The organism is Aquimarina penaris (genome assembly GCF_040786285.1).
Lineage (GTDB): Bacteria > Bacteroidota > Bacteroidia > Flavobacteriales > Flavobacteriaceae > Aquimarina.
The window spans coordinates 1,518,811-1,544,831 of sequence record NZ_JBFMKQ010000001.1 but is presented as its reverse complement, the minus strand read 5'-3'; the positions used below and the strand labels follow the sequence as shown (position 1 = coordinate 1,544,831).

26 protein-coding genes are annotated in these 26,021 nt (G+C 32.6%); 2 read left to right on the top strand and 24 right to left on the bottom strand.

Annotated elements, in window-relative coordinates; all coding sequences use genetic code 11:
* Positions 1 to 26: 26 nt before the first annotated feature.
* The 20 genes from ABW637_RS06465 to ABW637_RS06370 form a co-directional block, all read right to left on the bottom strand.
* Positions 27 to 1,130, bottom strand: a complete 1,104-nt coding sequence (locus ABW637_RS06465) for a cytochrome P460 family protein (protein WP_367583828.1) — start codon at positions 1,128 to 1,130, stop codon at positions 27 to 29.
* 18 nt (positions 1,131 to 1,148) lie between these two features.
* On the bottom strand, positions 1,149 to 1,496 hold the full coding sequence (locus ABW637_RS06460; RefSeq protein ID WP_367583827.1) for a hypothetical protein: 348 nt from the start codon (positions 1,494 to 1,496) through the stop codon (positions 1,149 to 1,151).
* Positions 1,497 to 1,527: 31 nt separating this feature from the next.
* Entirely contained in the window at positions 1,528 to 2,340 is an 813-nt protein-coding gene (locus ABW637_RS06455) for a helix-turn-helix domain-containing protein (RefSeq protein WP_367583826.1), read from the bottom strand.
* 85 nt (positions 2,341 to 2,425) lie between these two features.
* Positions 2,426 to 3,277, bottom strand: a complete 852-nt coding sequence (locus tag ABW637_RS06450; protein ID WP_367583825.1) for a helix-turn-helix domain-containing protein — start codon at positions 3,275 to 3,277, stop codon at positions 2,426 to 2,428.
* Positions 3,278 to 3,332: 55 nt separating this feature from the next.
* Positions 3,333 to 3,533, bottom strand: a complete 201-nt coding sequence (locus ABW637_RS06445) for a hypothetical protein (RefSeq protein WP_367583824.1) — start codon at positions 3,531 to 3,533, stop codon at positions 3,333 to 3,335.
* 575 nt (positions 3,534 to 4,108) lie between these two features.
* Entirely contained in the window at positions 4,109 to 4,678 is a 570-nt protein-coding gene (locus ABW637_RS06440; protein ID WP_367583823.1) for a uracil-DNA glycosylase family protein, read from the bottom strand.
* 22 nt (positions 4,679 to 4,700) lie between these two features.
* The gene (locus ABW637_RS06435; RefSeq protein ID WP_367583822.1) at positions 4,701 to 4,871 is read right to left on the bottom strand and encodes a hypothetical protein; all 171 of its coding nucleotides are present in this window, start codon (positions 4,869 to 4,871) and stop codon (positions 4,701 to 4,703) included.
* A gap of 348 nt (positions 4,872 to 5,219) precedes the next feature.
* Entirely contained in the window at positions 5,220 to 5,573 is a 354-nt protein-coding gene (locus tag ABW637_RS06430; protein WP_367583821.1) for a hypothetical protein, read from the bottom strand.
* Between the two features lie 184 nt (positions 5,574 to 5,757).
* Positions 5,758 to 6,228 carry a YHS domain-containing (seleno)protein gene (locus tag ABW637_RS06425; RefSeq protein ID WP_367583820.1) on the bottom strand — a complete coding sequence of 157 codons (471 nt, stop codon included), beginning with the start codon at positions 6,226 to 6,228 and terminating at the stop codon, positions 5,758 to 5,760.
* A 45-nt stretch (positions 6,229 to 6,273) separates the two neighbouring features.
* On the bottom strand, positions 6,274 to 6,627 hold the full coding sequence (locus ABW637_RS06420; protein WP_367583819.1) for a nuclear transport factor 2 family protein: 354 nt from the start codon (positions 6,625 to 6,627) through the stop codon (positions 6,274 to 6,276).
* Positions 6,628 to 6,702: 75 nt separating this feature from the next.
* Positions 6,703 to 7,758 carry a helix-turn-helix domain-containing protein gene (locus ABW637_RS06415; RefSeq protein WP_367583818.1) on the bottom strand — a complete coding sequence of 352 codons (1,056 nt, stop codon included), beginning with the start codon at positions 7,756 to 7,758 and terminating at the stop codon, positions 6,703 to 6,705.
* A gap of 143 nt (positions 7,759 to 7,901) precedes the next feature.
* Positions 7,902 to 8,135, bottom strand: coding sequence for a hexameric tyrosine-coordinated heme protein (locus ABW637_RS06410; RefSeq protein WP_367583817.1), 234 nt, complete (start codon positions 8,133 to 8,135; stop codon positions 7,902 to 7,904).
* Positions 8,136 to 8,184: 49 nt separating this feature from the next.
* The gene (locus tag ABW637_RS06405) at positions 8,185 to 8,466 is read right to left on the bottom strand and encodes a hypothetical protein (protein ID WP_367583816.1); all 282 of its coding nucleotides are present in this window, start codon (positions 8,464 to 8,466) and stop codon (positions 8,185 to 8,187) included.
* A 74-nt stretch (positions 8,467 to 8,540) separates the two neighbouring features.
* Positions 8,541 to 8,927: a group III truncated hemoglobin gene (locus ABW637_RS06400; protein ID WP_367583815.1), complete on the bottom strand. Its 387-nt coding sequence runs from the start codon at positions 8,925 to 8,927 to the stop codon at positions 8,541 to 8,543.
* Positions 8,928 to 8,930: 3 nt separating this feature from the next.
* Positions 8,931 to 11,204 (bottom strand): nitric-oxide reductase large subunit, encoded by a 2,274-nt coding sequence (locus ABW637_RS06395; protein WP_367583814.1) that lies wholly within the window; start codon positions 11,202 to 11,204, stop codon positions 8,931 to 8,933.
* Between the two features lie 28 nt (positions 11,205 to 11,232).
* A complete protein-coding gene (locus ABW637_RS06390) occupies positions 11,233 to 11,568 on the bottom strand; it encodes a cupin domain-containing protein (protein ID WP_367583813.1) in 336 nt (111 codons plus the stop codon).
* 10 nt (positions 11,569 to 11,578) lie between these two features.
* Positions 11,579 to 12,040: a hypothetical protein gene (locus ABW637_RS06385; protein ID WP_367583812.1), complete on the bottom strand. Its 462-nt coding sequence runs from the start codon at positions 12,038 to 12,040 to the stop codon at positions 11,579 to 11,581.
* Between the two features lie 44 nt (positions 12,041 to 12,084).
* On the bottom strand, positions 12,085 to 12,516 hold the full coding sequence (locus ABW637_RS06380) for an RrF2 family transcriptional regulator (RefSeq protein WP_367583811.1): 432 nt from the start codon (positions 12,514 to 12,516) through the stop codon (positions 12,085 to 12,087).
* 216 nt (positions 12,517 to 12,732) lie between these two features.
* Positions 12,733 to 12,891 (bottom strand): hypothetical protein, encoded by a 159-nt coding sequence (locus ABW637_RS06375; protein WP_367583810.1) that lies wholly within the window; start codon positions 12,889 to 12,891, stop codon positions 12,733 to 12,735.
* A gap of 122 nt (positions 12,892 to 13,013) precedes the next feature.
* Positions 13,014 to 14,726: a helix-turn-helix domain-containing protein gene (locus tag ABW637_RS06370; RefSeq protein WP_367583809.1), complete on the bottom strand. Its 1,713-nt coding sequence runs from the start codon at positions 14,724 to 14,726 to the stop codon at positions 13,014 to 13,016.
* Positions 14,727 to 15,176: 450 nt separating this feature from the next.
* Here ABW637_RS06370 and ABW637_RS06365 point away from each other — a divergent pair, with 450 nt between their 5' ends.
* Positions 15,177 to 15,812, top strand: a complete 636-nt coding sequence (locus ABW637_RS06365; RefSeq protein ID WP_367583808.1) for a beta/gamma crystallin family protein — start codon at positions 15,177 to 15,179, stop codon at positions 15,810 to 15,812.
* 168 nt (positions 15,813 to 15,980) lie between these two features.
* The gene (locus ABW637_RS06360) at positions 15,981 to 16,874 is read left to right on the top strand and encodes a phosphatase PAP2 family protein (protein ID WP_367583807.1); all 894 of its coding nucleotides are present in this window, start codon (positions 15,981 to 15,983) and stop codon (positions 16,872 to 16,874) included.
* An 18-nt stretch (positions 16,875 to 16,892) separates the two neighbouring features.
* Here ABW637_RS06360 and glpK read toward each other — a convergent pair whose 3' ends face one another.
* From glpK to ABW637_RS06340, 4 genes are all read right to left on the bottom strand, one after another.
* On the bottom strand, positions 16,893 to 20,072 hold the full coding sequence (gene glpK, locus ABW637_RS06355) for a glycerol kinase GlpK (RefSeq protein ID WP_367583806.1): 3,180 nt from the start codon (positions 20,070 to 20,072) through the stop codon (positions 16,893 to 16,895).
* Between the two features lie 411 nt (positions 20,073 to 20,483).
* Positions 20,484 to 21,377 (bottom strand): GyrI-like domain-containing protein, encoded by an 894-nt coding sequence (locus tag ABW637_RS06350; protein ID WP_367583805.1) that lies wholly within the window; start codon positions 21,375 to 21,377, stop codon positions 20,484 to 20,486.
* A gap of 26 nt (positions 21,378 to 21,403) precedes the next feature.
* Positions 21,404 to 22,771: a vanadium-dependent haloperoxidase gene (locus ABW637_RS06345; RefSeq protein ID WP_445012713.1), complete on the bottom strand. Its 1,368-nt coding sequence runs from the start codon at positions 22,769 to 22,771 to the stop codon at positions 21,404 to 21,406.
* Positions 22,737 to 26,009, bottom strand: coding sequence for a VCBS repeat-containing protein (locus ABW637_RS06340; RefSeq protein ID WP_367583804.1), 3,273 nt, complete (start codon positions 26,007 to 26,009; stop codon positions 22,737 to 22,739). The genes ABW637_RS06345 and ABW637_RS06340 overlap by 35 nt, the downstream gene beginning before the upstream one ends.
* Positions 26,010 to 26,021 lie beyond the last annotated feature (12 nt).

Genomic DNA, 26,021 nt, shown 5'->3' with positions numbered 1-26,021 from the left:
TTTTAGTATATTTTATAGTTAGTTATTTAGTTCTGAAAAGGAAAAGCTGTTCTCACCATATCTTTGTTCCCGCCAATATTATGACAGCTTATACAGCCTACAACTCCATTTCCCATCGCTGCAATTGCATTAGGATCTTTAGTACTGGTAACTTCATACCAGAACCAGCCTTTGCCGTCTTCTGTACCTTCTTGCGTTTTTGCCATAACGGCCCATCCCGAAAGTACCCCTTTGGCATCAAACATTTCTTTTACAATGACAGCACCCATAGGATGTTCATCTTTATTTTGTGCTAAAGAACTTGCTATCGCATCATTCATATATACTTTAACAGGAAGTCCAATTTGTGTATGTGGTCCTAATGATGAATGTTTCTCTTTCTCCTGAGTTTTAAATTCTTGATATTTTTTTGAAGATAAATACTCAAAAAGACCTTCTTTATCTAAAGGAATTCCGATATCTAAATTTTCTGGAGTAGGAGCTGTTGGGTCCCACTGACTGACTTCTTTCACGACGGGCTTATTACGTTTTGAACTATTCTCAGGAGTTTCTAAACCAACTCCTTTGGCTGCTCGTAATACAGGGTAATGCTGTGTAAAAACGAAATCATCCTTTGCACTGGCTGCATGACATCCATTACACTGATTAGTTTTAAACGCTGTAGCTTTGTCTTTTAAATCTCCTCCTTCTGGATTAGAAAAACTATAATAGGCCCAATTACCTGGTTCATCCGGGAAATGCTCGCTGCTCTTAATCGTAGCTTCAAGTCCTATAAATTTTCCCATAAAATACCCGCTCCCACTAACGGCAGCTTTGGTTCCTACACTTACTAATTCTTTTACCAAGATTGTCCCTTCTCTCCACGTTCCATTTTTTTTCCAGTATTTATAGCTTACAGGGTCTATGTACACATTATGAAATTCCGGAAAAGCAGCCTTTCCATTATTCATATCATTAGGTGTTGTTGGTGTTCCTACATAAATCCAACTTCTATAGTTTGTCGGCCGAACAAGCTCACCTCCTTTAATGGTAAAAAAAGTTGCATTCTCATATCCTTTATCCTCATTATTGCACGAGGAGAGAGTGACAATAACTATGCATGATAGTACTAAGATAAATTTGTATTTCATTTTCTAGATTTAGTTATGTTAGTGATTAGTTATTATATGATTGTGCCTATATATTAGGTCGTTTTTCCATGTATTCACAATATGATGTTTACTAAAATCGATTATGTTATTTTTGTTTTTGGTGACTAAAAAAATATTATAAGACAACCTATCTTCTGAATATTTAACATCAACAATCTTGAATTGCAAAATCTGCATATAATTCAACGTCTGTAAAAGCATATTCATCCCTATTATCTTTTTATTGGTTTTTATACTTTTATTTAAAATCACCTCTACACTCTCATCATAATATTTAGCCACCAGATCATGAATGTTTCTGGATAATAACAATGAAAGAAAATGATTTACTATATTTTGTGACATTTACTCAAAATTATCTATTGCTTTAACAATTTTATTGGACATTTTTCTTTTTCTCACACACTCTTTTATTGAATTCTCTATATTCTCTGGAAGTCATTCCGGTGTTTTTTTTAAAGAATCGTGCGAAGTAAGCCGGGTCATTAAAGCCTACATCAAAACAAATCGTTTTAGCTGTTTTATCTGTATATAAAAGTTGGCGCTTAACCTCTATGAGTATCCTGTTTTTAATAAATTCATGAGGAGGCATAATGCCAAGCCCATGAAATTTCTCTGAAATATATTTAGGTGTGGTAGTCAGGTTTTTTGAATAAAAAGACATTTCATGATACATCTTATAATACTTATGTACCAGGCTTATGAAACTATAAACAAGCATTAAATTATGATCATTTGGGTTACCTGTTAGAACTGGACACAAGCTCGAAATCTCTGATAGTATTTTCGGGAGTTTATCTGAGTTGTTATTACGATCTGTTACTTGCGCTAATTCTGCATATAATTCCCTGATTTTTTGAAATGTAACTTCATTTAGCTCAAAACAGTTCCTTACATTCCCAAAAGTGTGAATAAAATCACTACTTTCCACTATGTCAAAATCATTTGGCACTGTAACCACCTTACATACAGTATACTCATGAATTTCCAGAATTTCCTCTGGGCAAAGAAACATCAGATAATGACCGTTGAGTTTTTTATGCTCAAAATTGACAACTATATCTCCATAATGCTCAATCCAAACAATACTATATAATTCATCAAATGATATAGTTACAGGAGTATCCTTATATATGTGAAGGTTTATTCTTTGATATTTATTCCAATTAGATGTTGAGTTAGTTAGCATGGTACATCGTTATTGATTTGCGATGTAAACTTAGCCGAGGTGCCTTATTTAGGAAATGTAGATTGTTCTGTTTTGTTTGTATATTCTACCCATACTTCCTTTGAAGGCTTGATTTTTTAAATTCGATTGGACTGGATCCTACTTGATTTTTAAAAAACTTAGAAAAATGCGCTGGTTCCTTATATCCCAATTCATAAGCTATTTCTGTAGAAGTTTTATCCGAAAATAACAAGAGACGTTTGGCTTCTAAGAGGATACGTTCATTAATAAATGTAAGAGCCGTTTTATCACTATATTTTTTAAATAAATTAGAAAGAGTTTTTGGTGTTTTATTAAGCATATAAGCATAATCAGACACGAGATGTTTTTCTTTAAAGTGTTTTTCTACTAAAATATTGAAGTTTCTTATGATATCCATCTTCTCATTTTCTAGTGTTGGTTGCGGTATGTTTTTCCTAATCAATCTAGTAGATTTTATTAACAACCTCTTGAGCAGTACTCGTAACATCTCTCCTTGAATATGATCCCTTATTTCAAACTCTTCTCTAAAAAAATAATATAGCATTTTAAAACTTTCTTGTTCTTTTTTATCTAAAGAAACAACTGGAGGTAAAGAAGACCCAAAAAACAAAAAACCATTACATGAAACTTCTTTATCGTGATCTCTAACACAATAAAACTCTCTATTAAAAACGAAAGACATAATACCTCTTTGGCCTATCTCAATTTCGAGAATATTGAGTGGTGTACAAAAGATAACCTGATTATGCTTAAGTTCGATTTTATAGCCATCAACAACTATTAGAACATCATTATCTTTTGCCCAAATAATTTTATATAGATTGTCTTTTTTTAGTAATTTTTGAGAGGAAGCACAATTAAAATCAGTTAAATTAAAAATACTTTCTTCTAATTGACTTGTAAAATGAAAATTCATAATATTAGTTGTTTTACCTGAAACAAAAGTTTGTAAAAATAGTATTCATTGTTAACTACTGCCAAATCAAAAACGGTTTGATGCTTTTACGCAAAACACGATTTTTAAAATAACTACCTGATTCTGTTTTAATTACACCTGGACCTACATGAAAAACTAATTCTATTCTCATATTCTTACCATAAAAACAATTTATATTTATAACATCTCCAAAAAATAAAAATGCTTTTTTGTCAACAGTTTTGTCTTGCTTCATAGGGAAAGTACAATAAAGCATAATCAACTTTACATTTCTTCGAAGTATGAGCTAAATAATCTTTTTAAAAATATAGAAGCTAATGAAACAAGTTCAAAAAATATTGACCTTTTTATTTGCAAGTTTCCTAGTAAAAAAGAAGGATTAACACAGAAAATGTAAGAATCTCTATAATTGATAAAAACTTCAACTCAATATTCAAGCATTAAAATAGCAATTATTTTATAAGATATAAAAGTAACCGTTGTGCATTTAGGGTGATTATGATGAAAAAAGTGTCAAATACACAACAAGTTAAAAGTAATCTAATTTTTATTATCCAGTATAACTAAATGACTTGTAAATTCAACTTTTTAGATTTCATAACGACCCATTAAATTTCTGATGATTGAATTACAATCCTGCATCAAAAAGTTCGATTTGATTCTTAGAGACCCCACCTTGAAAGCCCGAATGGTTTGTTTGGGTTTTTTGTTCTTAAACTCAAAAAAATAACAGCAAAGTTATTACAGCAAAAATAATACTTCATCTTTCGCTTGACAATCAACTTCATTTGCTTGAAAAACAGGATCTTTTTATAATATTTTCTCAATTCTCGATTTTAAACCTGGCAGAACGTCTGTCTTGAACCATTCATTTTTTGCTTGCCAAATATTATTACGTGGAGAAGGGTGTGGTAACACAAAAAACTTTGGCAAATACTCTTTGTAGTTTTTAACAGTTTCTGTCAATGTTTTCTTAGATTTACTTCCCAAGTAATAGTCTTGAGCATACTTACCTATCAATACTATAAGCTCGGGCTTTTCAACAGTATTTAATAGCACATTATGCCATTTAGGAGCACATTCTTTGGTTGGAGGATTATCCCCAGATTTACCTCGCCCGGGATAACAAAAACCCATTGGGATGAGTCCTATTTTTTTAACGTTATAAAAGGTAGTAGTATCAATATCCATCCATTTTCTTAAATTCTCACCACTTTTATCATCCCAAGGAACTCCTGTTTTGTGAACAACAGCACCTGGTGCTTGACCAATTATTAGTATTTTACTTTTAGGATGTGCTGCAACAATAGGCCTTGGCCCAAGAGGTAAATTCTTTTCACATATTTTACAACTCTTTATCTCTAATAATAATTCATTCATATTTCTCTAAATTTTAGAAAGCCTAACCTACACAAATTACCATTAGTTTAATCTCGTTGTTGGTATCTATCACTTTCTGAATTGAATAAAGCGTTTGATTAAATTCTATATATTCTCCGTTTCGAGGTTTTGTCCTTACCATAAGTACTCCTATTTGCTCTTTGCTTTGATTTTCAATTATAATCACTTTCATTATTTATTTCAGTTTATAAACCGCACTCTACCTTGCTATAATATTGACTGAGGTCTAGTTTTTATTATAAAATTCTTTAAGTCAATCAAAGCATTTGGAGGAAGTAAAACCCCGGATCCTACCAGAATCAATTCCTGGGCTTTTTCATAAAGCTTGTATTCGATATTTGGTTTTTTTAAAATCTAACACCTTGGTTGTCAAAATATACGTTTACAACAACACTATACACAATAACAACCTATATCTAAAACACCTAAGCACATCAATCATAGGATTGATATGCCTGGCAACATAATCCCTAAAAATTCTACATATTTAGGTTTTAACTTTCGTATCATATAGCAGAAATTAAATTGCCATTTCTGGCTTATGCATACTAACTACCGATAGTACGGCAGCACCATTAACCCAATAGTAATACGCATCAATTCCTTCGAATGAAAAAATAAAAGGAGCGATAATAAACACTATCGCAACCAAAAAATCAACAATCAAGTGAATTCGATAAGACACCACACGAAATGCTCCTAGGTGATGATCAGTTAATAGTGTTAAAATAAATGCTGCGATTCCTGTAGCTACAGAAAGTTGTAATGCAAGTGGGTTAGAACTACCTAATCCCAGTAAAAAAGGGAGAACTATTAATGCAATAGCAACAGGGTAATCTAAAAAGGCGTGTATTCTTTTGGTTATGAATTTCATGATTTTAAAATTTTAAATTATTATTATTTTAGTGAATTATTATATGTCAAAAATGATGGATAATCACTACTTATACGCTACAAAAAAATTACTTCTTATTGTACTTTTTGTTTAAAAAGAAGAGGGTAATAAAAAGTGCAAACTATTAGGTTTGCACTTTTTTGTTACTTAATCTGCACAAATATTAATTATGTGTCTTACTTAATTTATTCCAGTTTTTATCTGCCACACTCTTTAGTTTACTATGATTATTTTCTGCCAACCATAATTGTTTTGCGTCCAATTCTACATTATTCAAATACAAATAGTATTTTCCATCTTTAACAATAAATTTAGTTGGATCTACTCTAAACTTTGCCCCTGCGTATGTACCAAATGCGCAGAAACCACCGTATTGAGGCAAGTATTTTGCAGGGTTTTTGTCAAAAGCTGCCTTTTGCTCTGCTGAAGTAAGGTAGTATACCACTTTTTGATATTCAGATTTGTATGCTTTATTTCCTCTTTGAGCTAGTCCTAAATCTAAATACGATACAGGACTATAACCAGCGAGTGCGATATTACTATTATCTATATTGTTAGCCATTTTATCTTGTGCAGATAAAGTCGTTGCTAATAAAAATGTTACTAATACTAAGGATGATTTTAAAATTTTCATTTTTGTTTTTTTTAATTATTATTTTAAGTTTTAATTTTTTTCTAATTACTCTGCGTTGAAATATTCTTCTTGAATTACTTTTCCTTCGCTATTCCAAATTCTACGAATGATTTCATGCCAGTAGATTTTACTACCATCTTTCATATCGAAATCAAATGTAAATTCTGAAGCAGAAACGTTTCCATCAACAATTGAGTGATGATGTGTTATGCCATTTACATTAGCAATAGCACCGGCAAAACCTTCCATTTTTGCAACCATTTCTGGTTTTCCATTTGTTGCGCCATTTCCGTAGTCTGAGGTGTTGGCGTCATCTGCAAAAAATTCTTTTACAGCATCTACAATAGCTCCTTGACTCACTATTGCATCCATTTTTGTTACTTGATCTTTAATATTCATCTTTTTATTTTTTTAGTGAATTAATACACTACAAAGATGAAGGATAAGAGAAGAGTAGATAGTACAAAAAAAGTACTATAAATTGTACTTTTTAAATTTGAAATCGGTTGGAGTTACACCAGAGTAGTGTTTAAAGAATCTTGAAAAATGATTAGGTTCTTCGAAACCAAGAGTTCTAGAAATGTGCGTAATGTTTTCGCCATTAATAAGCATAAGCTTAGCCGTATTAATAATTTCTAATCGAATTAACTGTCCAAGAGAAACATTCATTTTCGATTGTACTTTTTTTGCTAATGTTTTTATAGACATATTCATCTTATCAGCATAAAATCCTAGAGACCTCTCTTGTGTATGGTATTCTTTAAGAAGTGCTATAATGTCTTGGGTAAATAAGTCTCTATTTTTAAAATCAAAATTTTCACGAAATTGTTTAGGAGTATCACCCGTGGCATTTTTAAATACACGATTAAAATACGCATCGTCTTTATAACCTAATTGATAAGAAATTTCTTGAATACTTTTATCTGTAAATGCTATTTCTTTTTGACTTTCGATAAGTTTTTTGGCGCTCATTAAATTTTTAACCGACAACCCAATTTTATCTTTGATCAATGTTTGAGCATTATAACCTCTTTGATTAATAAGTTCCGCTAAATCACGATTAGTTAAGGAGTTTGAATATTCCTTGTCTATGATTTCTTTTGCGTCAAAGATTATTTGATATTCTTCTTTGTTGGCCTTAAAAGGGTTTTGCCAATACCATTGTTTTGAAGATATATCTATGATATTTGCAGAATTTTCGGCAAGTACAGATTCTGAAAGGAACTTTTTACAGTCATCACATTCCTCTAAATCAATGTATCCCAAAGAAATTAAATGCTTAAATAATACGCGAACTTCATCATTGTAAAATTTATTTTCGTCAGAAAACTCTATTTTTCTCACTAAAAAACTATCCGATAAGAATTTTATATATTGTCCTTTCTCTAAAAAAATCCCCTTTTGTTGCCAGTCATAATAAGTATTAAAATCAACTTGTATACTCCCTTCTCCTGATAGAATGTGAATAAGAGTATGCTTTTCTATCTGGTAGACTTTATTAATTTCTGGTGAGAATTTTTCGACGTGCAATGTTCTAAAAAAATTAAAAATTAATAGCTTTCTAAAGTAAGAAAATACAGTTAAAATTTCTAATGTTAATCGACTTATTTACTACTGATAGCGGTTCTATTTTTGATCTCTAATCTCTTATATATTCTGGTTTGTTTAATTCATTATCGCCAGTAATTATTTGCAGCAGAAATGGTTTGAAAATTAATAGCTATAACATGCGAAGCTGCTGTAAGATCAGAAGCGTTATTCGCATATTCTTGTCTTAATCGCTTTAAAACTTCCATATCGGGTTGCGTAGATTTAACTCCCATTCTAGAAAGTCTTATTGCTAATTCGAACCCTTCCTGAGGCGTTTCTGTAATTAAACTCGTTAACCATATTTCTTTTTGTTCCATGATTTCTGGGTTTTGTTTGTTCTATTTAAAAAAAACGTAAAGACTTGTATCAAATTAAGTTTAAAACTGTGATAACTATGCTAAACACTACACTAACGATAAGAAGATTAAAGCTTATTTTAGGCTTCTGTTGTGATAGAATTGCACCATTATAAAACATGCACATGATTGTTACTATAAATAGTTGGATCATTTGTAGCATCGAATTTCCATTCATTAATATAAACATTGCAGCTACAGACCCTATACAACTTTGTCCGATAATTGCCAGCGGTGAATATCCTATAATTCCTTTTTTATACTCCTCTAAATAATTTTGATAAATTTTCATATTACTTTTTTTTTAAAACTGAAGCCAAATAGCTCTAGTTGTTTAAATTGTTTAATTACTATATTGTATTATTGCTATGGCCTATGTCGCCAAATAGCCAAATATTGGCTTGTTGCCATTTTTCTTGCTGCATCTTTTGCTCTTTGCGCTAATTTCCCTTCATATAGAGCATCTATTGTACTAAACCACAGTTGTAACCATTTTCCAAAATGAACTTGATCCATAGTATGATTTAAATTTTTGTCTACATTTCGATGCGCTTGTACTGGGTTACCTTTAAAAGAGACAACTCCAAATAATGCAGTAACCCAAAAATCTGTAAGCTTCTCTAGATGTGCAGGCCATTGTTCTTCTAACAGATGATCGTTAAATATTGGACCCAGTAACTCATCTTTTCTAATTGCTCTGTAAAAAGTTGATACCAATACAAAAACATCATCCCTATTGCGTATTTCTTTCATTTTTTAGAATATTTTCTTCAGTTCCGAAGTCACGGTGTTCTGCGATGATTCAGAATTTAATTTGTCTTTTTTAAGGCAATAGATCGTTTCTTGTATAGCAAACCAGCAGAAATAAAATATCCCTATAGAAAATAGAATATCTCCTATCATTCTTAGCCATTTCAACGTTTGTACTGTGGGTGAATACAACAACTCAGCATCTCTGGCAAAAGAGTATCCTTTAGTAATAGAAGTGTAAGCTTGGATAATCCCTACAGGAAGTAAACTAAGTACTACCATGGTGATTAGTCCTATGTTTAAGAACCAAAAAGCTCGTTTTAGTTTTACGGTATCCCATACTCTATTAGAATAAAATCGCAAGCATATAATAATGAATCCCATACCTAGCATACCGTAGACTCCAAAAAGTGCTGTATGTGCATGAACTGCGGTGGTGTTTAACCCTTGGATATAGTATAATGCGATAGGAGGATTGATAAGAAATCCAAATACACCTGCTCCAACCATATTCCAAAATGCCACAGCGATAAAGAAAAATATAGGCCATTTGTATTTTTGCATCCATTGGTTAGATTTCAATAAATTCCAATTCTCTCTTATTTCAAATCCCATTAGAGTAAGCGGTACTACTTCTAAAGCGCTAAAAGTAGCTCCCAAAGCAATAGCTTGAACAGGAGTACCAGAATAGTATAAATGATGAAGTGTACCAATGATACCTCCTGCTAAAAATATAGTGGCAGATGCAATAGAAGCTTTGCCGGCAGTTTTAGCAGAAAGGATTTTCATTTTTAAGAATACAAATGCTATAATTACTGTTGCGAAAACTTCAAAGAAACCTTCTACCCATAAATGTACCAGCCACCATCTCCAATAATTAATTACGGGTAAACTACTATTCTCACCATACATTAATCCAGAGAAGAAAAACATACCTATAGCAATAACCGATATTAACAGTATGATCAATAAATGTTTAGCATCATCATTTTTTCTGATACCAAAAAGCACATGTCTACCTACCATAATCACCCATAAAACCAATCCAACAGCAAGAAAAAGCTGCCAGAATCTACCTAAATCCATATATTCATAGCCTTGATGACCAAAGAAAAAGTTGGTGGTTAGATCTAAAAACTGATGCACTCCTAACCACTCGCCAAGCATTGAGCCCAATACGATAATGAGCAATGCAATGAAGAGAAAATTGATTCCGAAAACCTGAAATTTCATTTCTTTACCACTAATCATTGGGGCTAAAAACAATCCTGTAGCCAACCAGGTTGCTGCTATCCAAAATACCGCTAGTTGTGTATGCCAAGTTCTGGTTATCGAGTAGGGTAAAATACTTGCCAGGTCAACCCCAAAAAAAGCTTGACCTTCTACTGTATAATGAACCGTTAAAATCCCCAGAACAATTTGTAATCCGATGAGTAGAGAGATGACAATAAAGTACTTTAATACTGATTTTTGAGACCTTGTTAATACGATTTTAGTAAGTGGATCTTTATCTGGATATACTAAAGCTTCTCCTTTTTCGTGATTTCTAACATAATAATAGACAAGTATGCCAATAAACAATAACAACAATACTACAGAAAATCCAGACCAAATTTGTGAATCTGGTGTAATGGTATTGTCAATTAATGGTTCATGAGGCCAATTAGAAGTATATGTATATTGCTTGTCTGGTCTGTTTGTACTTGCAGCCCAAGAAGTCCAAAATAGAAATGCATTTAACTGTGCTAGTTTTTTTGTATCGACCAATGCACCCTCTGGGATAGCATATTGTTCATGACCTTCAGAAAAGATAGTAGCATAATACGCCGAATTATTTTTTATGGCTTCAAATCGCGCAGCTGATACGGTAATACTCTGATCGGAAGCCTTATAGGTATTTGTTTTTACATTTTTAATTAGTCTAGCCTTTATTGCTGCCTTTTTTTCTACCTCTAAACTTTCATAACTAGTATTAAAATCTTTTTGTGCCCATGCATTTAGCATAAACACCGCTTCTTTATGTATCCAATCTGCGGTCCAATCGGGAGCTACATAACTACCATGCCCCCATATGGATCCTACTTCCATTCCTCCAATCGATTCCCAAACATTTTGACCTGTTTGAATATCATTTTTAGCAAATACAACTTCTTGGGTTTCTTCAACAATAACTAACTCTGGTATAGGTGGTTGGGTTTGGTAGATTTCTGTTCCGACCCATATTAATGCAATAAATGATAGTATTACTACACTGGAAAATCCAATCCAAATTTTCTTCATTTCTATATTTTTAAATGGTTAAGGTTGCTTAGATTAAATTTTTAACTCTGTCTGTAGTATCCATATTAGAAATCGATAATCTAACAATACAGTCATCTATACACCTTAGATCATGAGGTACATTCTCATCTAATGCGATTAAGTCTCCCTTTTTAAGAAGTTGTTTCTCACTATTAACACCAAAATCAATTGTTCCTTCGAATATTTCAATAACTATAGGAAAGGGAGCTTTGTGTTCTTTCATTACTTGCCCTTTTTTCATAACAATTCTTATTTCTTTTGAAGTTTTTGTTTTTAGCAAAACCGTTATAGCGGGTTTATCTTCTTTGTATATCAAGTTTTCTGTAAGAGATCCTATATTCATAATTTTAATTTTAAAAGTTATTCGATTGATTTTTCCTCATAGGAAAAAGTTTATTCCCGTAAATAAATAGGCTTATTATTTTTACTATCTCCAATACCACATACCACAGGTGTAGTCTGCTTTTAGGCACATCTATTCCTTTAATTATTAAATCTGCGCGATGATCTAATGCAGGCAGTAGCCATAATGTTTGTATACTTAAAATGAGTAGTGGGATTAAAAAGAACACAGAAATAAAAATTTTTCCTCTATTCTTTGAAAAAAATAGAAGTATCCCTACAAGTATGGCGCAAACGATTTCTACTTTATTAAGTGCATTAAAAACTAATTGCCCTATTCCCAAACCTAGATTGGTGGTAATCCCGGGTGCTTGAAACTTTAACCAAGCTTCCATAAAGCTTATAGCACAAACAAAACCTATCCAAATAAAAGTGACTGCTATCGCGTATTTATGTTGATTTATATTTTTCATAAAAGATTAAAAGATCTTTTTATCCTTTTTATAATTAAATTTTTTTATCGTTTTAGTATTGTTGATTCTAAATTCATATCATTAGCAATAGATTTTAGCGATGTACTCTCTAACATATCCCGAAGGCTGTCTCTTATTTCAATGAATTTGAAATGTAGCGGACACGGAGAACTGGCATCACACTGTTTTAACCCTAGTCCGCATCCTGTATAGATTGAATCTCCATCTAAGACACTAACGACTTCGCTTAGTTTTGTTTCCATTTTAGCTTCTTCTATTGTAAATCCTCCGTAGGGACCTTTTATTGATTTCACAATATCATTGCGTGTAAGCTGTTGCAAAATTTTAGCTGTAAAAGCTTGAGGAGAATTTATTTCTTCTGAAATAGTACTTAAACTCACTTTATTATCCTGAGTTGTTTGTTGAGCGATAAAAATCACCGCTCTAAGACCATATTCACAAGACTTTGAAAACATATATAAACTATTTATGCCACAAAGCTATGTAATTTTTTTATAACGGACAAATATATCCTTTATAAAAAATATTCCAAAACCCAATATTAAAAAGTTAGATACTATTCTTAGAAATCTTATCTAAAAAAACCCGAACAACATGTTCGGGTTTTTATTTTTTCACTTTAAACGCTAAAATCGTTAACTACTTGATGGGTTCGAAAAAATAATTAAGATTTAATGAGGAGGCTTTGTTGGACATCCTGAGGTACCCGAATTACCAAACCAATTATGATCTTTTCCTCCTTTTATCGCATTGTTGTTATTTAGTTTTGCAACCTGCCATTTTTCTAACGTTAGTGTATTAGAAGTCTGTGTATTTTTTTGGTTTTTCATTACGTCAAAATTATTAATAGGTTTTGTTTAAATATAACCAAAAAACTACTGTAAAAATGTAATTGTTCTCCGATTTTATAAATCATGACTCTAAGAAAAACTATGAATCCATTTAATCAACGCTAATCATTACGATTTTCGATTTGTTTAATAAAATAAGAAGGATAAATACCTGTTTTTTTGTAAAATGCCAATGAAAAAGATTGAGCGGTATTAAAACCTACCTCAGAGGCAATTGTTTTGATCGTATATGCTCTAAACTTTTTCTCATTAGTCAACCTATCTAAGGCAACTTCAATTTTTAGGTCATTCAAATAATTAGCAAAATTGATCTGCTTGGTTTCATTAATTATTTTTGATAAATAACTGCTATTTGTATTTAATTCTTTAGCCAAACTATTTAGGGTGTACTTTTCTTTCAAAAACTTTTTTGATTGTTCAAAAGCTTCTAATCTTTCCAAAACCTCCTTTACTAATTCTTCTGGCAAATTTGTGTTCTTGGTTGCTAGTTTTAGCTGTTCATCATGAGTGTTTTTAGAGCCATTATTTTTTTGATTTATTAGAGATTGAAATCTTTTTTTATAAATCAAATTTTTTCTAACAACAAAAAAAACTATCGCCATTAAGAGTAACGTAATCCCCGTAAAGACAATAATAAGTTTTTTTGAAGAAAATTTACTACGATTTAATTTATCAATTAATTGATTTTTTTCATCTAAAAGCTCTTTGGATTCATAATCTCTTATAATTTTATTTGATAAGGATTTATAATTATACTCTAATATACTATCAAACTTTAATAAGGAATTAATATATTTTAACTGGTTTTTGTCATCATTCTTAGATTTATAATATGCTACTAAAACATTATATGTGTCTATTAATTCGGGAGTAACATCTTCAATCTCGTTAAGAATAGTATCTACTTTTTTAAAATAATAAATGCCATTAATAGTATTATTTAATTCAATTAGGGATTTACCTATATAATAATTACAAATAGCAATTCCTTTTTTATCCTGTTCTTTAGAAGCTGTGAATTGTTTTTCTGCTTTTGATAAGCTATCAATGGCTGATCTATATTTTTTTTGGAAATAAAAATTAACACCTGATTGAAAAACAAACAGGTAATACATGTTTAAGTCATTCGTTTTTAAGGTTTCTTTAATTCCTTCATTAATATAAATTTCGGCAGAATCTAGCTTGCCATTATAAGTGTAAGCTTCTGAAAGGGCATACAAGCCTTTATTGTATCGTATATGATCATATTTTAATTTTTTTTCAGAAATATATTTAACGTAATCTCTAAACACTTCTAGAGCCTCTTCTCTTTCTCCCAATTGATTTTTTAATAACCCTATGTTAAATTTTAGCGTTAGATATTGCAACTCATTTCCACTCTTCTTTGCATACCCTGTAGCTATAAGATACTGCTCAAAAGCTTGTTTGTAGTTACTTTGTAAAAAAAAGATATTTCCCTTTAAGATATAAGCCGATCCCGGGTACTCCTTATCGCCAAGGTTTTTAGTGAGAGTCACGATACTGTCGATATAGCTCATTGCATACTTTTCAGATTGATTAGAGGCCAAAAGATAATATCCTTCAGCCATCTTTATAGTATCTGTTTTTTGTTTAGCCTGATGAAGAAAAGCTATCGCATAAATGTTAGCTAAATTGGGATTGTTTTCATTTTCTTGAAACTTATCTTTCAGTTCTTGATAAGTTTTCACTTTTAAAGAATCATGAGGTATTTCAGCATTATTATTTTGAGCAAGACATGTATAATAACTGCTCATTAATACTGTGATAATACAATACAATAAAATTTTATTCATACTATATTTTTAAATGGTTCTTAGGTGTTAACATAATGGTGATCTACCTAAGTATTACTAGTATAAGCAAGATATCAAAATAATACTTCCTTACTAAAAAAAATAGTAATAAACCTAACGTTTTTAGAGTATACAACTGGGAGCAATACTAAACATTAAGTCGATTATTGCCTTTTATAAAATTCATTCGCAATATTCTAAAACTAGGAATTTAATACTTCCTGATATTTATAAATCTATGCTACATATTTATAAATATCAAGAACAACACCTTGTTTTTGGTATGTTCTTCTCCCTAGATTTGAAACTGTTAAGCCAACTAACTTGATTTCTATATCAATTATAATCCGACATAAACACAACATCATAACTAAAAAATAGTATTGCGAAATAAACAGGCGGAAACCGAAAAGCCTTTGATAGAGTAAGTAACCTTTAAACCTAATAATTATGAAAAAAGTTTTCACATTAATCATTTTAAGTCTTGTAATGTTTTCTTGTAGTAAAGAAGACATTGCAATAGAAGAAGCCACTGCAGTAGAGTTAACAGAATCTAAAACAATTGTATATAAAGGTATTTCCTATACTGTTCAGATAAATCAACAGGGAGAAATTGATAAAACTGGTCTTAACGAAGATCTAATTAAAGCAATTTCATCTAGTCATGTTGTTGAATTAAGTGATGAAAATACTATGTATCTATATGATCAAATAGCCGAGGTTAATACATTAATTAAAGCAAAAACTTCTTCACTATCTAGCAAAAGCGGGGTGGTAAACGAAAAATCTGGAGTAGCTAAAAGTACAGGTTACCAACACGAAAATTATCGAGGATTTCCTTTGGGAGGTACAGGTAACTTTGCATACCCTAGCTTAAGACCACATGGATTTAATGATCTGATTTCTTCTGCAATTGTAACAAATTTTAGTGCTGGAGGATATCTAGCTCAGTATTTCGAACATGATAATTATCGAGGAAGAATATATACACTAATACTTGCTCCTGGAGAAGTTAAATACAACCCAAACCTGAGATCGGTTGGTATGCATGACAAAACTTCTAGCATGGTAGGTAGATATCTTTAATAAGGATAAGGATGTTTCTGGGGGTACTGAATCATCTATGTTATACTTATTTGAGAGCAATCTCCTTAAAATCCGAACAAATTTTGTTCGGATTTTTTGTTGTTAACACTTCTACATAATATTGGTAGTTATGAATAAGTTATTATTTTTACCGAGCAAATCTATACTATGACGTATTACAAAGCCCTATTGCTAGGTATATTAATAACACTAACTACTTATACTGTTTATTCGCAAGATACCGAAAACACTAGCGATTCTCAAGAAACCAAGGATAGTCTGAATATAAAGGATTCGCAAAACAAGATGACGATTTGGCAAATGATGAAATATGATGGTGCATCCGTATATGGCGGTGTAAAACATGTGTATACCAATCCTATACGATGGAAAGGAAAAGATTGGCTTACCTTTGGAGGGATCATGGCCGGAAATGCTATTTTACTGGCAGTTGATGAACCTGCAAATGATGTCTTTGCAAAACAAGGAGATGGCGTTCCTGATCTTATAAAAGAGGCTGGGTTTCGTTTTGGAAAACCTCTTTTAAACTATGGTTTAACAAGTAGTGTTTACACTCTAGGGTTGCTAACAAAAAATGAAAAAATAAGAAAAACTGGTGTGCTTCTTATTGCATCGGCCACCGCTGGTGGGCTACTTCAAACGGTAAGTAAAACTTTAGTAGGTCGTGCCCGACCTCTAACAGGTGAAGGTAATCTTAGTTTTAAATTTAACTCGAGTGAAGCGGGCTTCCATTCTTTTCCTTCAGGACATGCAATTCTATCATTTACCACCGCCCATGCATTTGCAAAACAGTTTGATAACTTGTTTGTAAAAGGAGGTATTTATGCCCTTGGAATGATTACTCCAGTATCTCGTCTTTGGGATGGTGCTCATTGGTTAACCGATGTAACCCTTGGTCTTGTGATGAGTGTTGTTATTGTAGATAGCGTTGACAATTATCTAAAAAAAGATAAGCGTTACGTTTATGGCAATAAAAAGAATAAAATCAGATGGAATCTACGTGTGGGTGCTAATCAAATTGGAGTAGTCGGCAGATTTTAAATCAAAATATTGTATACTTTATTCAATCTCTTTTTCATAATATGTAGTTGCATCCTCTAGTAAAAGATCCAAATAATCATTTTCAGCCTTAAGGCGTGTTTCATCCCAGTTTAAATATTTTATAAGGTCTTCCTGTACTAATGATCGGTATTTATGTACACTATCAATATCAAAATAAAGCCTACCTGTTCTTCTAACAAAGAAATCAGCTAAACCATTCGTCATTTCGTGATGCGCACTATACCAAAGTTCGGCTCGTATTAGCTTTTCTGCCATAGAATCATTTAGAAAATAATTTACTTTATCAATAATGATGTCGGCTTGTTTACCATAGGTCGAGGCTAAGTACCAGCCATAATATGGATCTTCAATTTGTAACTCTTTGAGCTGTTGAGTAATCTGATTTAAATATTCATTTACCTCTGTTGTATCTTTAAGTGGTGTACTGGTTAATGGTATCTGTTGCGTATATGATTTAGAAAAGGTATCTCTTCTTTTTGCACTCATTGTCTTGAGTACCGTATCAATTACTCGTTGTGCCATTTTGCGATATCCGGTAAGTTTACCCCCGGCAATTGATATTAATCCCGTTTTTGATACGAAAATTTCATCTTTTCTTGATAGCTCTGAAGGATCTTTTCCATCCTCATGAATCAATGGTCGTAAACCTGCCCAATTAGATTCTATATCCTCATTAGTAAGTTCTAAACTAGGAAACATATGATTTACTGCTTTAAGTAAATACGAAGCATCATCTTGTGTAGCCACCACTCGATTTAGGTTGGAATTATAGTTGGTATCGGTAGTACCAACATAAGTTGCTCTACCTCTTGGGATAGCAAAAATCATTCTCCCGTCTGGTACATCAAAATAAATGGATTGTGTTAGTGGAAATCGTTTTCTTGAAAACACCAAATGCACTCCTTTTGTTAAGTGAAGATGTTTACTGTTCATTGAATGATCCTTCTCCCGCAATAAATCTACCCAAGGTCCGGCTGCAGAAACATAATTTCTTGATTTTACAGTAAAGGCCTTTTTAGTATTATGATCTATACATTGTAAACTTTTAATCTTATCATCATCACCATAATTAAAAGTAGTCATCTCACAATAATTGATAATATTAGCTCCAAAAGAAGCAGCTTTCTTTAATAATTCTATAGTAAGCCGTGCATCATCTGTTCTATATTCTGCATAATACCCCCCTCCAGTTAATCCACTTTTATTAAGCAAGGGTTCTTTTGCCAGAGTCTCATTTACGCTAAGCATTTTTCGTTTATCATCACCTTCTACATTAGCCAGAAAATCATATACTTTTAATCCAATAGATGCCATAACTTTACCATATGTTCCTCCTTCGATTAACGGGAGTAACATTTTTTCAGGAACTACGAGATGCGGAGCAAGTTTATGCACAGTAGCTCGCTCGCTACCAGACTCTTTTACCAAACCAATTTCCATTTGTTTTAAGTATCGTAATCCCCCATGAATGAGTTTGGTAGATTTATTACTGGTTCCTGATGCAAAATCATTTTTCTCAATTAAACAAACTTTCAAACCTCTAGAGGCAGCGTCTAAAACTATTCCAGCACCAGTAACCCCTCCTCCTATAACAACTAGGTCATATTTTTCATTTCTTGCTCTATGAAGTTGCTCACGACGGTCTAAAACAGAGAAACGAACCGGCCCTTCCTCTTTTACCGATAGCATATTTTTATTTACTGTTTTGGTACGAGCTACAGCAAGCTGCCAGCCCACATATTTCCTGTTTCGCTCATATTCTGCAATTTTAGGTTTAAAAACAGTATCGATAGCTCTTATTTTCGAAATATCCTTTTTGGTCCATACTCCTGCTTTAATTCCTGCTAGAAAAGCTGCACCCATAGCAGTTACTTCTAACATTTTTGGACGATCCACATCTACATTAAGAATATCAGCCTGAAATTGCATCAAATAATTATTTGCAGATGCTCCTCCATCAACCTTAAGTTCTTTCATTTGTTTTCCACTATCCTCAACCATTGCTTCAAGCACATCACGTGTTTGGTATGCCAAAGCTTCTACAGTAGCTTTAATAATTTCATTTTTACCAGAATTTAACGTAAGCCCATAGATGGCCCCTTTGGCCTCCATATCCCAATGCGGTGCTCCTAATCCTGCAAATGCAGGTACTACATACAGGTCTTCTGAAGAATTTGTAGATGTACATATGGCCTCTGTTTCTGCTGCATTATCGATAACCTGAAGCTTATCGCGCAACCATTGTATCGATGCTCCACCAACAAAAATACTTCCTTCTAATGCATATTTTATGGTATCCTCTGGCAAACTACAGCACAATGTGGTTAGCAAACCATTTTTAGATCTATATGGTTTCTTTCCAGTATTCAGCAACATAAAACAACCTGTACCATATGTATTTTTGGCAATTCCCGATGTATACCCTCCTTGTCCAAACAAAGAGGCTTGTTGATCTCCTGCCACTCCATAAATTGGGATATCATGACCCTCATAATTAATGTTCCCAAAATCTGAAGAAGAACATTGCACCTCTGGAAGAACAGATTTAGGAATATCCAGAGCATTTAACAGTTTTTGATCCCAATCCAGGTCAATAATATTATAAAGTAGGGTTCTAGACACATTAGAATGATCTGTTACATGTTTTGCGCCATTAGTAAATTTCCAGATTAACCAGGTATCTATAGTACCAAATAAGAGCTCTCCTTTTGAAGCCTTTTCTCTCGCTCCTTCTACATGATCAAGAATCCATTTTAGCTTAGTTCCAGAAAAATAAGAATCGATCACCAATCCAGTATTTTTAGATACATACTCACTTAATCCTAAAGATTTAAGGTTCTCACAAATTTTGGTGGTTCGCTTATCCAACCAAACTATAGCATTATATATGGGTATACCCGTATTCTTATCCCAAACCACAGTAGTTTCACGCTGATTTGTTATACCTATACCGGCGATTTCTTTACTAGATATCCCTGATTTTGAAAGGACTTCATTAAAAACCTCCTCTTGATGTGTAAAAATCTCTTGCGGATCGTGTTCTACCCAACCAGGTTTTGGGTAATACTGTGTTAATTCTTTCTGGGCAACACCACAGATCTCACCAGAATTGTTAAAAATTATTGCCCTTGTACTTGTAGTCCCTTGATCGAATGCTATGATATATTTTTTAGCCATATCTTACTATTTTCAGGTAATGATCTTTATTGAAGTGAAATTCTTATTAAAACTCCTAAAAAAACAATGTAAAACTTAAATAAAACACTGATTACTTACAAATATCCAAAGTATTAACACAATAGAAAAACTAATCTTCATTTAAAAAAAATGTAATCGTTTGTATTATTGTTTATCTAAGTTATATCCAATTTTGAACGTTTTTTACTCAAACTTGAATGATTTATATTCAACGTCGAGTATTTTTTACTCAAGCTTGAGTGTTTTTTACTCAAGCTTGAGTGTTTTTCATTCAAACTTGAGTGTTTTTTACTCAAGATCGAGTGTATTTTGCTCAACGTTGAGTATTTTTTACTCTCGCTTGAGTCATTTACATTCAAAATCCAGTATTTTACACTCTCGACTATATCCCTAATGCTCAATAATAGGAAGAAAGACTTCTGCTTTCCATTCTAGTTCATTTCCTCCGTGCATTGGATCGTTATAAAAAATTTCTAAGGGTTTTATCTCTACCGAAATATTATTTGCAGTTGCATGTTCTAATAGCACAAACCAAGCTTCATCACTAGTTCTATAATTTCCGTAATAGGTTGCCTTTAACGCTTTTTTAGAAGCTATTTTGGTATGGTTTATCTTTGAGTCCACCGGAAGAGAATCATTATAGACTATCGGAAAACCAAAATCCAGATCTATTACATCCTCTTCCTGATTCCAATTCTTGATTTTCACATAAGGAAAACCACTTTTTCTCACATTTCTTTCTACTAATTTTGGGTACAGATAACTATTATGTGTCATCATTTCTTCGGCCTTTCTTTTCCGTGTAATTTTTGAAGAAACAGAAAGTGTTTCCATGGCTGGTATATCAGTTTCACCTTCTACAATTACTTTAAAAGTATTTGTATATCCCTTTAGTTTTTTTCTGAAATTTATTAAATCTTCTTTTACTAATTGCACCATAGCTGAAGATCCCACTAAGACCTGTAACCGGTTTCGAATAGAGTGCTCTTTTGATAGTATTCCTACCCTGATTTTAGTAATGGTATCCTGTATTCTTTTAAAATGCCAATCTAAAATAACTTTCTCATTATTAATACTAACTTCTTGAGTAAGATTAGAGGTATTGATTATATGATCTTTCTTTGCATTGTGCAAACCAGATCCTATTTTTTTTACCTGATGGTAAACTCCTTGTGGCGCAAAATTTGCTTTGAAAGTAATTTCATAATCATATTTTTTGATCAACAAATACCAAATAGTCAGACCCAAAATCATGACCAAAATTACAACTACTATTTTCTTCATTATAAGAACGTATTACTAACTGTGCTTTACTTGTTGGTATTCATTTGAAGTTTCTTGACAACAAAATTTCCTAATTCACGGCCTTGGTCTAATCCTAAATCTATGGCTGCACGATAATGAATCCCCCCATATAATCTACTAATTGCGGCTTCATTGGCCGCAGCATTAAATGATCTAAAAGAACGAATAGGTAACCCATATTGTAACTCTGTATCATCATTAAATGCAAAATTATCCCCAAAAATTTCTGTTAAAACTGTAGATGCAGCTCCCGATACTACAGAATGCCCGCTTGTATATTCTGGAAAAGGCGGAGTTTGTAAAACAGGTTCCCAATTTTCATCAATATGTTGATTGATTAATGTTTCTGGGCGAATTAAATTACTTCGATATTTTTCATCCCAACAACTAATAAAAGCATCTGCTATAGCAATAGATGTTTTTGTGTATGCATACACGGTTCTAGCAAAATCGGCTTCTGTTTTTTTACAGGCTATTTTGCAAATCCCAATCCAATGCGCTCCTGGTGTAATCTTTTTGGTAGCAAACATAAGATGTCCTTTATGTGTAGAAACATATGGATTGCAATCCCAAAATTGTGCTATTTCAAGTTTTTCTGAGGTTTCTCCCTCTTCCTTAATTTTAACACCTACTTCATAAGTCTCTACAAGTTCCTTATAAAATGCAGATTCCTTTTCTAACGAAAAATCCGGATGTTTTGAAGGTGTAAATTGCGATGCAGAATCTATAATAAAGGGCCTGATTTCTCTCCAATGGGGTTCGATACCATCCATATAATCTGGCGGGGTAGGCTGCCATCTCCCCGGATCATCTGTATTTACCGAAAATTTTGGCATCGTACGGGTTTGCGCATAATTATCCTTAGATAACCAATCTTTTATATGTTTTGCAACTAATAACCCATAGGTTTTAGAGCTATTAAAGCTACTTTCATTAATTTTTCCCCAAGAATTGTATAAACTATCTCTATAGGTCTCAATTTTGTCTTCAGAAAAAACAAGTTCTTTACCTACCTCTAAATAGGCCACTAAAGCCGCAACTTTAAAATTGACCGCCTGAGTTGTATCTGCCAAAGGCACCTGTTTCAACCCATGTAATTGACCCGATAGTGTTTTATATTGGTCGTTTTCTTGACAGATGATTTCATATGCTGCAATATTGGGATAATTATAAATTCTACTCGCAACTGGGGGAGAAAATATATCATGAACCATTACCCCTGTTAATATATCTAATGACCTGTGATAATCATCTTGAGTGATTTCAATTTCTTTTCCTTCCTTTCTGCAAGAAGAAATAGAAAAAACGAACCCTACAACTAGTATCGATAAACACGTTTTATTCATAAATCTCATAAATCTCAGCTTTTTCATTGTTTATGGTAACAAGTAAATACTCTTTATTGATAAAATTAATAATATTTAATCCTCTTATGGCCTTTTTAGTAAGGTTAATATGTAATTCATTAGCCTTAATCACAACATTGTCTTTCTGAAGCACTGCACCACCAAAGCCATCTAATCTTCCATGATAAGGAATGACTCCAAAATAATTTCCAGCCATTAATACTTCTTCTTGCCCATCTTTATTAAAATCATGCTTTAACATTTCGGTGATTGGTGCAACTTGAAGTGTTTCTTTAAAAGGAATAAAATTAAATCTTCCGTTTTCATTTTTGAGATACCCCGATGCCAATTGATGTACTTCGAACAACGTTGCTTGATGTAGCGCCTCTTTTCCTAAAATTTCTTCGATTGTTCTTCCTGCAAAAGAAGTATAATTGGTAAACTTTTTCTTTAGGAAATTTAACTGATTTGATAATTCATCTAATCCCAAAACGGTATAGTACTCACCATTTTTAGGAAGCGCAATAATAGTTTCGGTTTTTTGATTATCATCAAAATCTGCATAGTACATTTTAAGAGGAAAATCGTCTGAAGCTTTAAATTTAGTATTCAACCCAAAATTTCCTAACAAATAATCAAGATCTCCATCATTATCGATATCAAACTCCTGAACCGATTGCCATAATCCATTGAGTTTTTCGTTTACAACTGTACTTGTGATATCGATTAAATTTCCTTTATCGTTTTTGAAAAAATGAGGTGACATCCACTCACCTATAACTATCAAATCTTTTATAGCATCCCCATCAAAATCACTCCAAATCGCATCGGTTACCATTCCCACTTTCTGAAGTGCTGTATTCTCTTTTATGCTGAATTTACCTTTATCATTAATTAGGAGGTGCGAATTCGGGATTTTTCCGAAATCATTAGATACTGCATATGCCCCTATAAAAAGATCTAAATCTCCATCTTGATCTATATCATAAGGTTTAATCACTGATTCGTGCTCGAAAAGCTCTGGAAACTCGAGTTTTTTTAATTCCGAATCAGAAAAACTATATAACCTGTCTGTTAGCTCTTTTGAAGAACCATAATATTCTCCTCCAGAAGACGCTACCAATAAATCATTTTTGTTGTCATTATTAAAATCTTCAATAACTGCGGTAACGTCCTCCTTTAATCTATCGGCATAAAGAGCATCAATTTCTTGCTCTTCAAAACCTTTTGAAGTTTGATAAAATATTCTAGATGCTTCATTTTTTGAGCTTCCGAAGAAGATATCCTCTTTTTCATCTCCATTAAGGTCTCTCACCACAGTTGCAGGTCCTTTATCCGAAATTTTATACGGAATCAATTTTTGACGGTTAAAATCTGTATAATTATTCTCTTTATGAATAAAATCAAGACCCGGGAGGCTATCTAACTTAGTAAACCATCCTTTTGATTTAGGAAATAGTTTATTATAGTCTACAGGATCCCTTTTATGTAATACTTTAATAGTTAGCGTTTGATTCGTTTCGATATTTTCTGCGACCTGTATTGTATTATCCGGCCAGATAATTTTTAGAGAATCTATTACTTTCTCATCCCCATATCCAAAATGTAGTATGGCTTCTGAAGATGATTGAAACCCACGACTGGTAAATAATTGTTTGTATTGCTGCACTCCATTATGATAGGATATCGCTTTAGTACCGATTCCAAATGTATTTGGTTTCCTAAAATTAAACTTAAGTTTTAGGTAATTTGATTTTTCATTCGTTTGATTTCTGTATATGGCTGCCTTGTTATTTATAGTATTGGTTACTAGATCGAGATCTCCATCATTATCTAAATCTGCATAAGCACTCCCAGTGGCTATACTTATATCCTTTGGCAACCATGTAGCCGATCGATTAATGAATTGAATACCTTTGGTACCCTGAAAAATATAATTTTGAACTGCTCCTGATGGCATGATATCTAATGCATCATGATCTATCAACTTTGTTTTAGTCAATTTATCCTTGATCTTTTCATTAGAAATGTATTTGATAAAATCTAAATCATTGGGGCGTTTAGGAATCCCATTAGAGACAAAAACATCTTGCTCCCCGTCTTGGTTATAATCAGCAAATAAGGCACTCCAACTCCAATCTGTTGTAGCAACACCGCCAAGCAATGCTGTCTCTGTATAATAATGTCCTTCTTGATTTATCTGAAGCATATTTCGGGCATATTGATAATGATACCCCAATCGATTGATTCTCATATTCAGCATATCTAAGGTTTCATCACCAGCTGATGCTTTGAGTACTTTTTCATCCTCTGGAGTCATATCCAAAGTCAAAATATCGGGATACCCATCATGATTAATATCAGCAACATCACTCCCCATCGAAAAACGGCTTACATGTCCAAACTTTTCTTTAAGTTGCTCATCAAAGGTTCCATCACCATTATTGATGTAATAATAATCATCTTCATGAAAATCATTGCTCACATAGATATCTGTAAACCCATCATTATTAAAATCAGCGGTTGCAATCCCCAGGCCATATCCATTAGCTCCTCCAAAAATCCCAGCCTCTTCACTTACATCTTTAAATCGCTCTCCATCATTGCGAAGTAGTTTATCACCGCTCTCATTACTCCTATTAGTACGTAAGGATGCATTACCAAAAGAATTTTGTGTATGAATAGCATGATTGAGCAAATACATATCCAGATCTCCATCGTTATCATAATCAAAGAAACTAGCCGAAGTAGAAAAGTTCTGGAAATCTAAGCCATATGATTTTGCTTTTTCGGTAAAAGTACCATCACCATTATTGATAAATAACTCATTTTTCCCTTTAAGATTTTGAAGTCCAACAACCGCACAAACATAGATATCAAGAAAACCATCACCATTTACATCGGCCATTGTAGTACCAGTGTTCCAATCAGAGTTTCCAGATATCCCTGCTGCCATTGTAATATCCTCGAATTGAAAGTTTCCTTTATTGCGATACAATGTGTTTTTTCCCTGGTTTGATGTAAAAAAAACATCTACCAAATCATCATTATCGATATCACCAACAGCAACTCCTGCACCATTATAGAAATATAAATAATCAAGGATATTTAATTCTTCTGTCGGATTCAAAGTATTCTGAAAAGTAATACTCGTAATTTCTGAAGTGACTTTCTCAAACAATTCACCTTGATGTAGTTTTTGTTTACTACAACCCGATAAAAGGGCCAGCCCAATAATTACTACTATGATTGTGTTTTTAGTCATTATATTGTATTC

Bases quoted from the DNA above. Each gene is read 5' to 3' on its own strand.
- ABW637_RS06465 (WP_367583828.1), bottom strand. From the start codon at position 1,130: ATGAAATACAAATTTATCTTAGTACTATCATGCATAGTTATTGTCACT.
- ABW637_RS06460 (WP_367583827.1), bottom strand. From the start codon at position 1,496: ATGTCACAAAATATAGTAAATCATTTTCTTTCATTGTTATTATCCAGA.
- ABW637_RS06455 (WP_367583826.1), bottom strand. From the start codon at position 2,340: ATGCTAACTAACTCAACATCTAATTGGAATAAATATCAAAGAATAAAC.
- ABW637_RS06450 (WP_367583825.1), bottom strand. From the start codon at position 3,277: ATGAATTTTCATTTTACAAGTCAATTAGAAGAAAGTATTTTTAATTTA.
- ABW637_RS06445 (WP_367583824.1), bottom strand. From the start codon at position 3,533: ATGAAGCAAGACAAAACTGTTGACAAAAAAGCATTTTTATTTTTTGGA.
- ABW637_RS06440 (WP_367583823.1), bottom strand. From the start codon at position 4,678: ATGAATGAATTATTATTAGAGATAAAGAGTTGTAAAATATGTGAAAAG.
- ABW637_RS06435 (WP_367583822.1), bottom strand. From the start codon at position 4,871: ATGAAAGTGATTATAATTGAAAATCAAAGCAAAGAGCAAATAGGAGTA.
- ABW637_RS06430 (WP_367583821.1), bottom strand. From the start codon at position 5,573: ATGAAATTCATAACCAAAAGAATACACGCCTTTTTAGATTACCCTGTT.
- ABW637_RS06425 (WP_367583820.1), bottom strand. From the start codon at position 6,228: ATGAAAATTTTAAAATCATCCTTAGTATTAGTAACATTTTTATTAGCA.
- ABW637_RS06420 (WP_367583819.1), bottom strand. From the start codon at position 6,627: ATGAATATTAAAGATCAAGTAACAAAAATGGATGCAATAGTGAGTCAA.
- ABW637_RS06410 (WP_367583817.1), bottom strand. From the start codon at position 8,135: ATGGAACAAAAAGAAATATGGTTAACGAGTTTAATTACAGAAACGCCT.
- ABW637_RS06405 (WP_367583816.1), bottom strand. From the start codon at position 8,466: ATGAAAATTTATCAAAATTATTTAGAGGAGTATAAAAAAGGAATTATA.
- ABW637_RS06400 (WP_367583815.1), bottom strand. From the start codon at position 8,927: ATGAAAGAAATACGCAATAGGGATGATGTTTTTGTATTGGTATCAACT.
- ABW637_RS06395 (WP_367583814.1), bottom strand. From the start codon at position 11,204: ATGAAGAAAATTTGGATTGGATTTTCCAGTGTAGTAATACTATCATTT.
- ABW637_RS06390 (WP_367583813.1), bottom strand. From the start codon at position 11,568: ATGAATATAGGATCTCTTACAGAAAACTTGATATACAAAGAAGATAAA.
- ABW637_RS06385 (WP_367583812.1), bottom strand. From the start codon at position 12,040: ATGAAAAATATAAATCAACATAAATACGCGATAGCAGTCACTTTTATT.
- ABW637_RS06380 (WP_367583811.1), bottom strand. From the start codon at position 12,516: ATGTTTTCAAAGTCTTGTGAATATGGTCTTAGAGCGGTGATTTTTATC.
- ABW637_RS06375 (WP_367583810.1), bottom strand. From the start codon at position 12,891: ATGAAAAACCAAAAAAATACACAGACTTCTAATACACTAACGTTAGAA.
- ABW637_RS06370 (WP_367583809.1), bottom strand. From the start codon at position 14,726: ATGAATAAAATTTTATTGTATTGTATTATCACAGTATTAATGAGCAGT.
- ABW637_RS06365 (WP_367583808.1), top strand. From the start codon at position 15,177: ATGAAAAAAGTTTTCACATTAATCATTTTAAGTCTTGTAATGTTTTCT.
- ABW637_RS06360 (WP_367583807.1), top strand. From the start codon at position 15,981: ATGACGTATTACAAAGCCCTATTGCTAGGTATATTAATAACACTAACT.
- glpK (WP_367583806.1), bottom strand. From the start codon at position 20,072: ATGGCTAAAAAATATATCATAGCATTCGATCAAGGGACTACAAGTACA.
- ABW637_RS06350 (WP_367583805.1), bottom strand. From the start codon at position 21,377: ATGAAGAAAATAGTAGTTGTAATTTTGGTCATGATTTTGGGTCTGACT.
- ABW637_RS06345 (WP_445012713.1), bottom strand. From the start codon at position 22,771: ATGAAAAAGCTGAGATTTATGAGATTTATGAATAAAACGTGTTTATCG.
- ABW637_RS06340 (WP_367583804.1), bottom strand. From the start codon at position 26,009: ATGACTAAAAACACAATCATAGTAGTAATTATTGGGCTGGCCCTTTTA.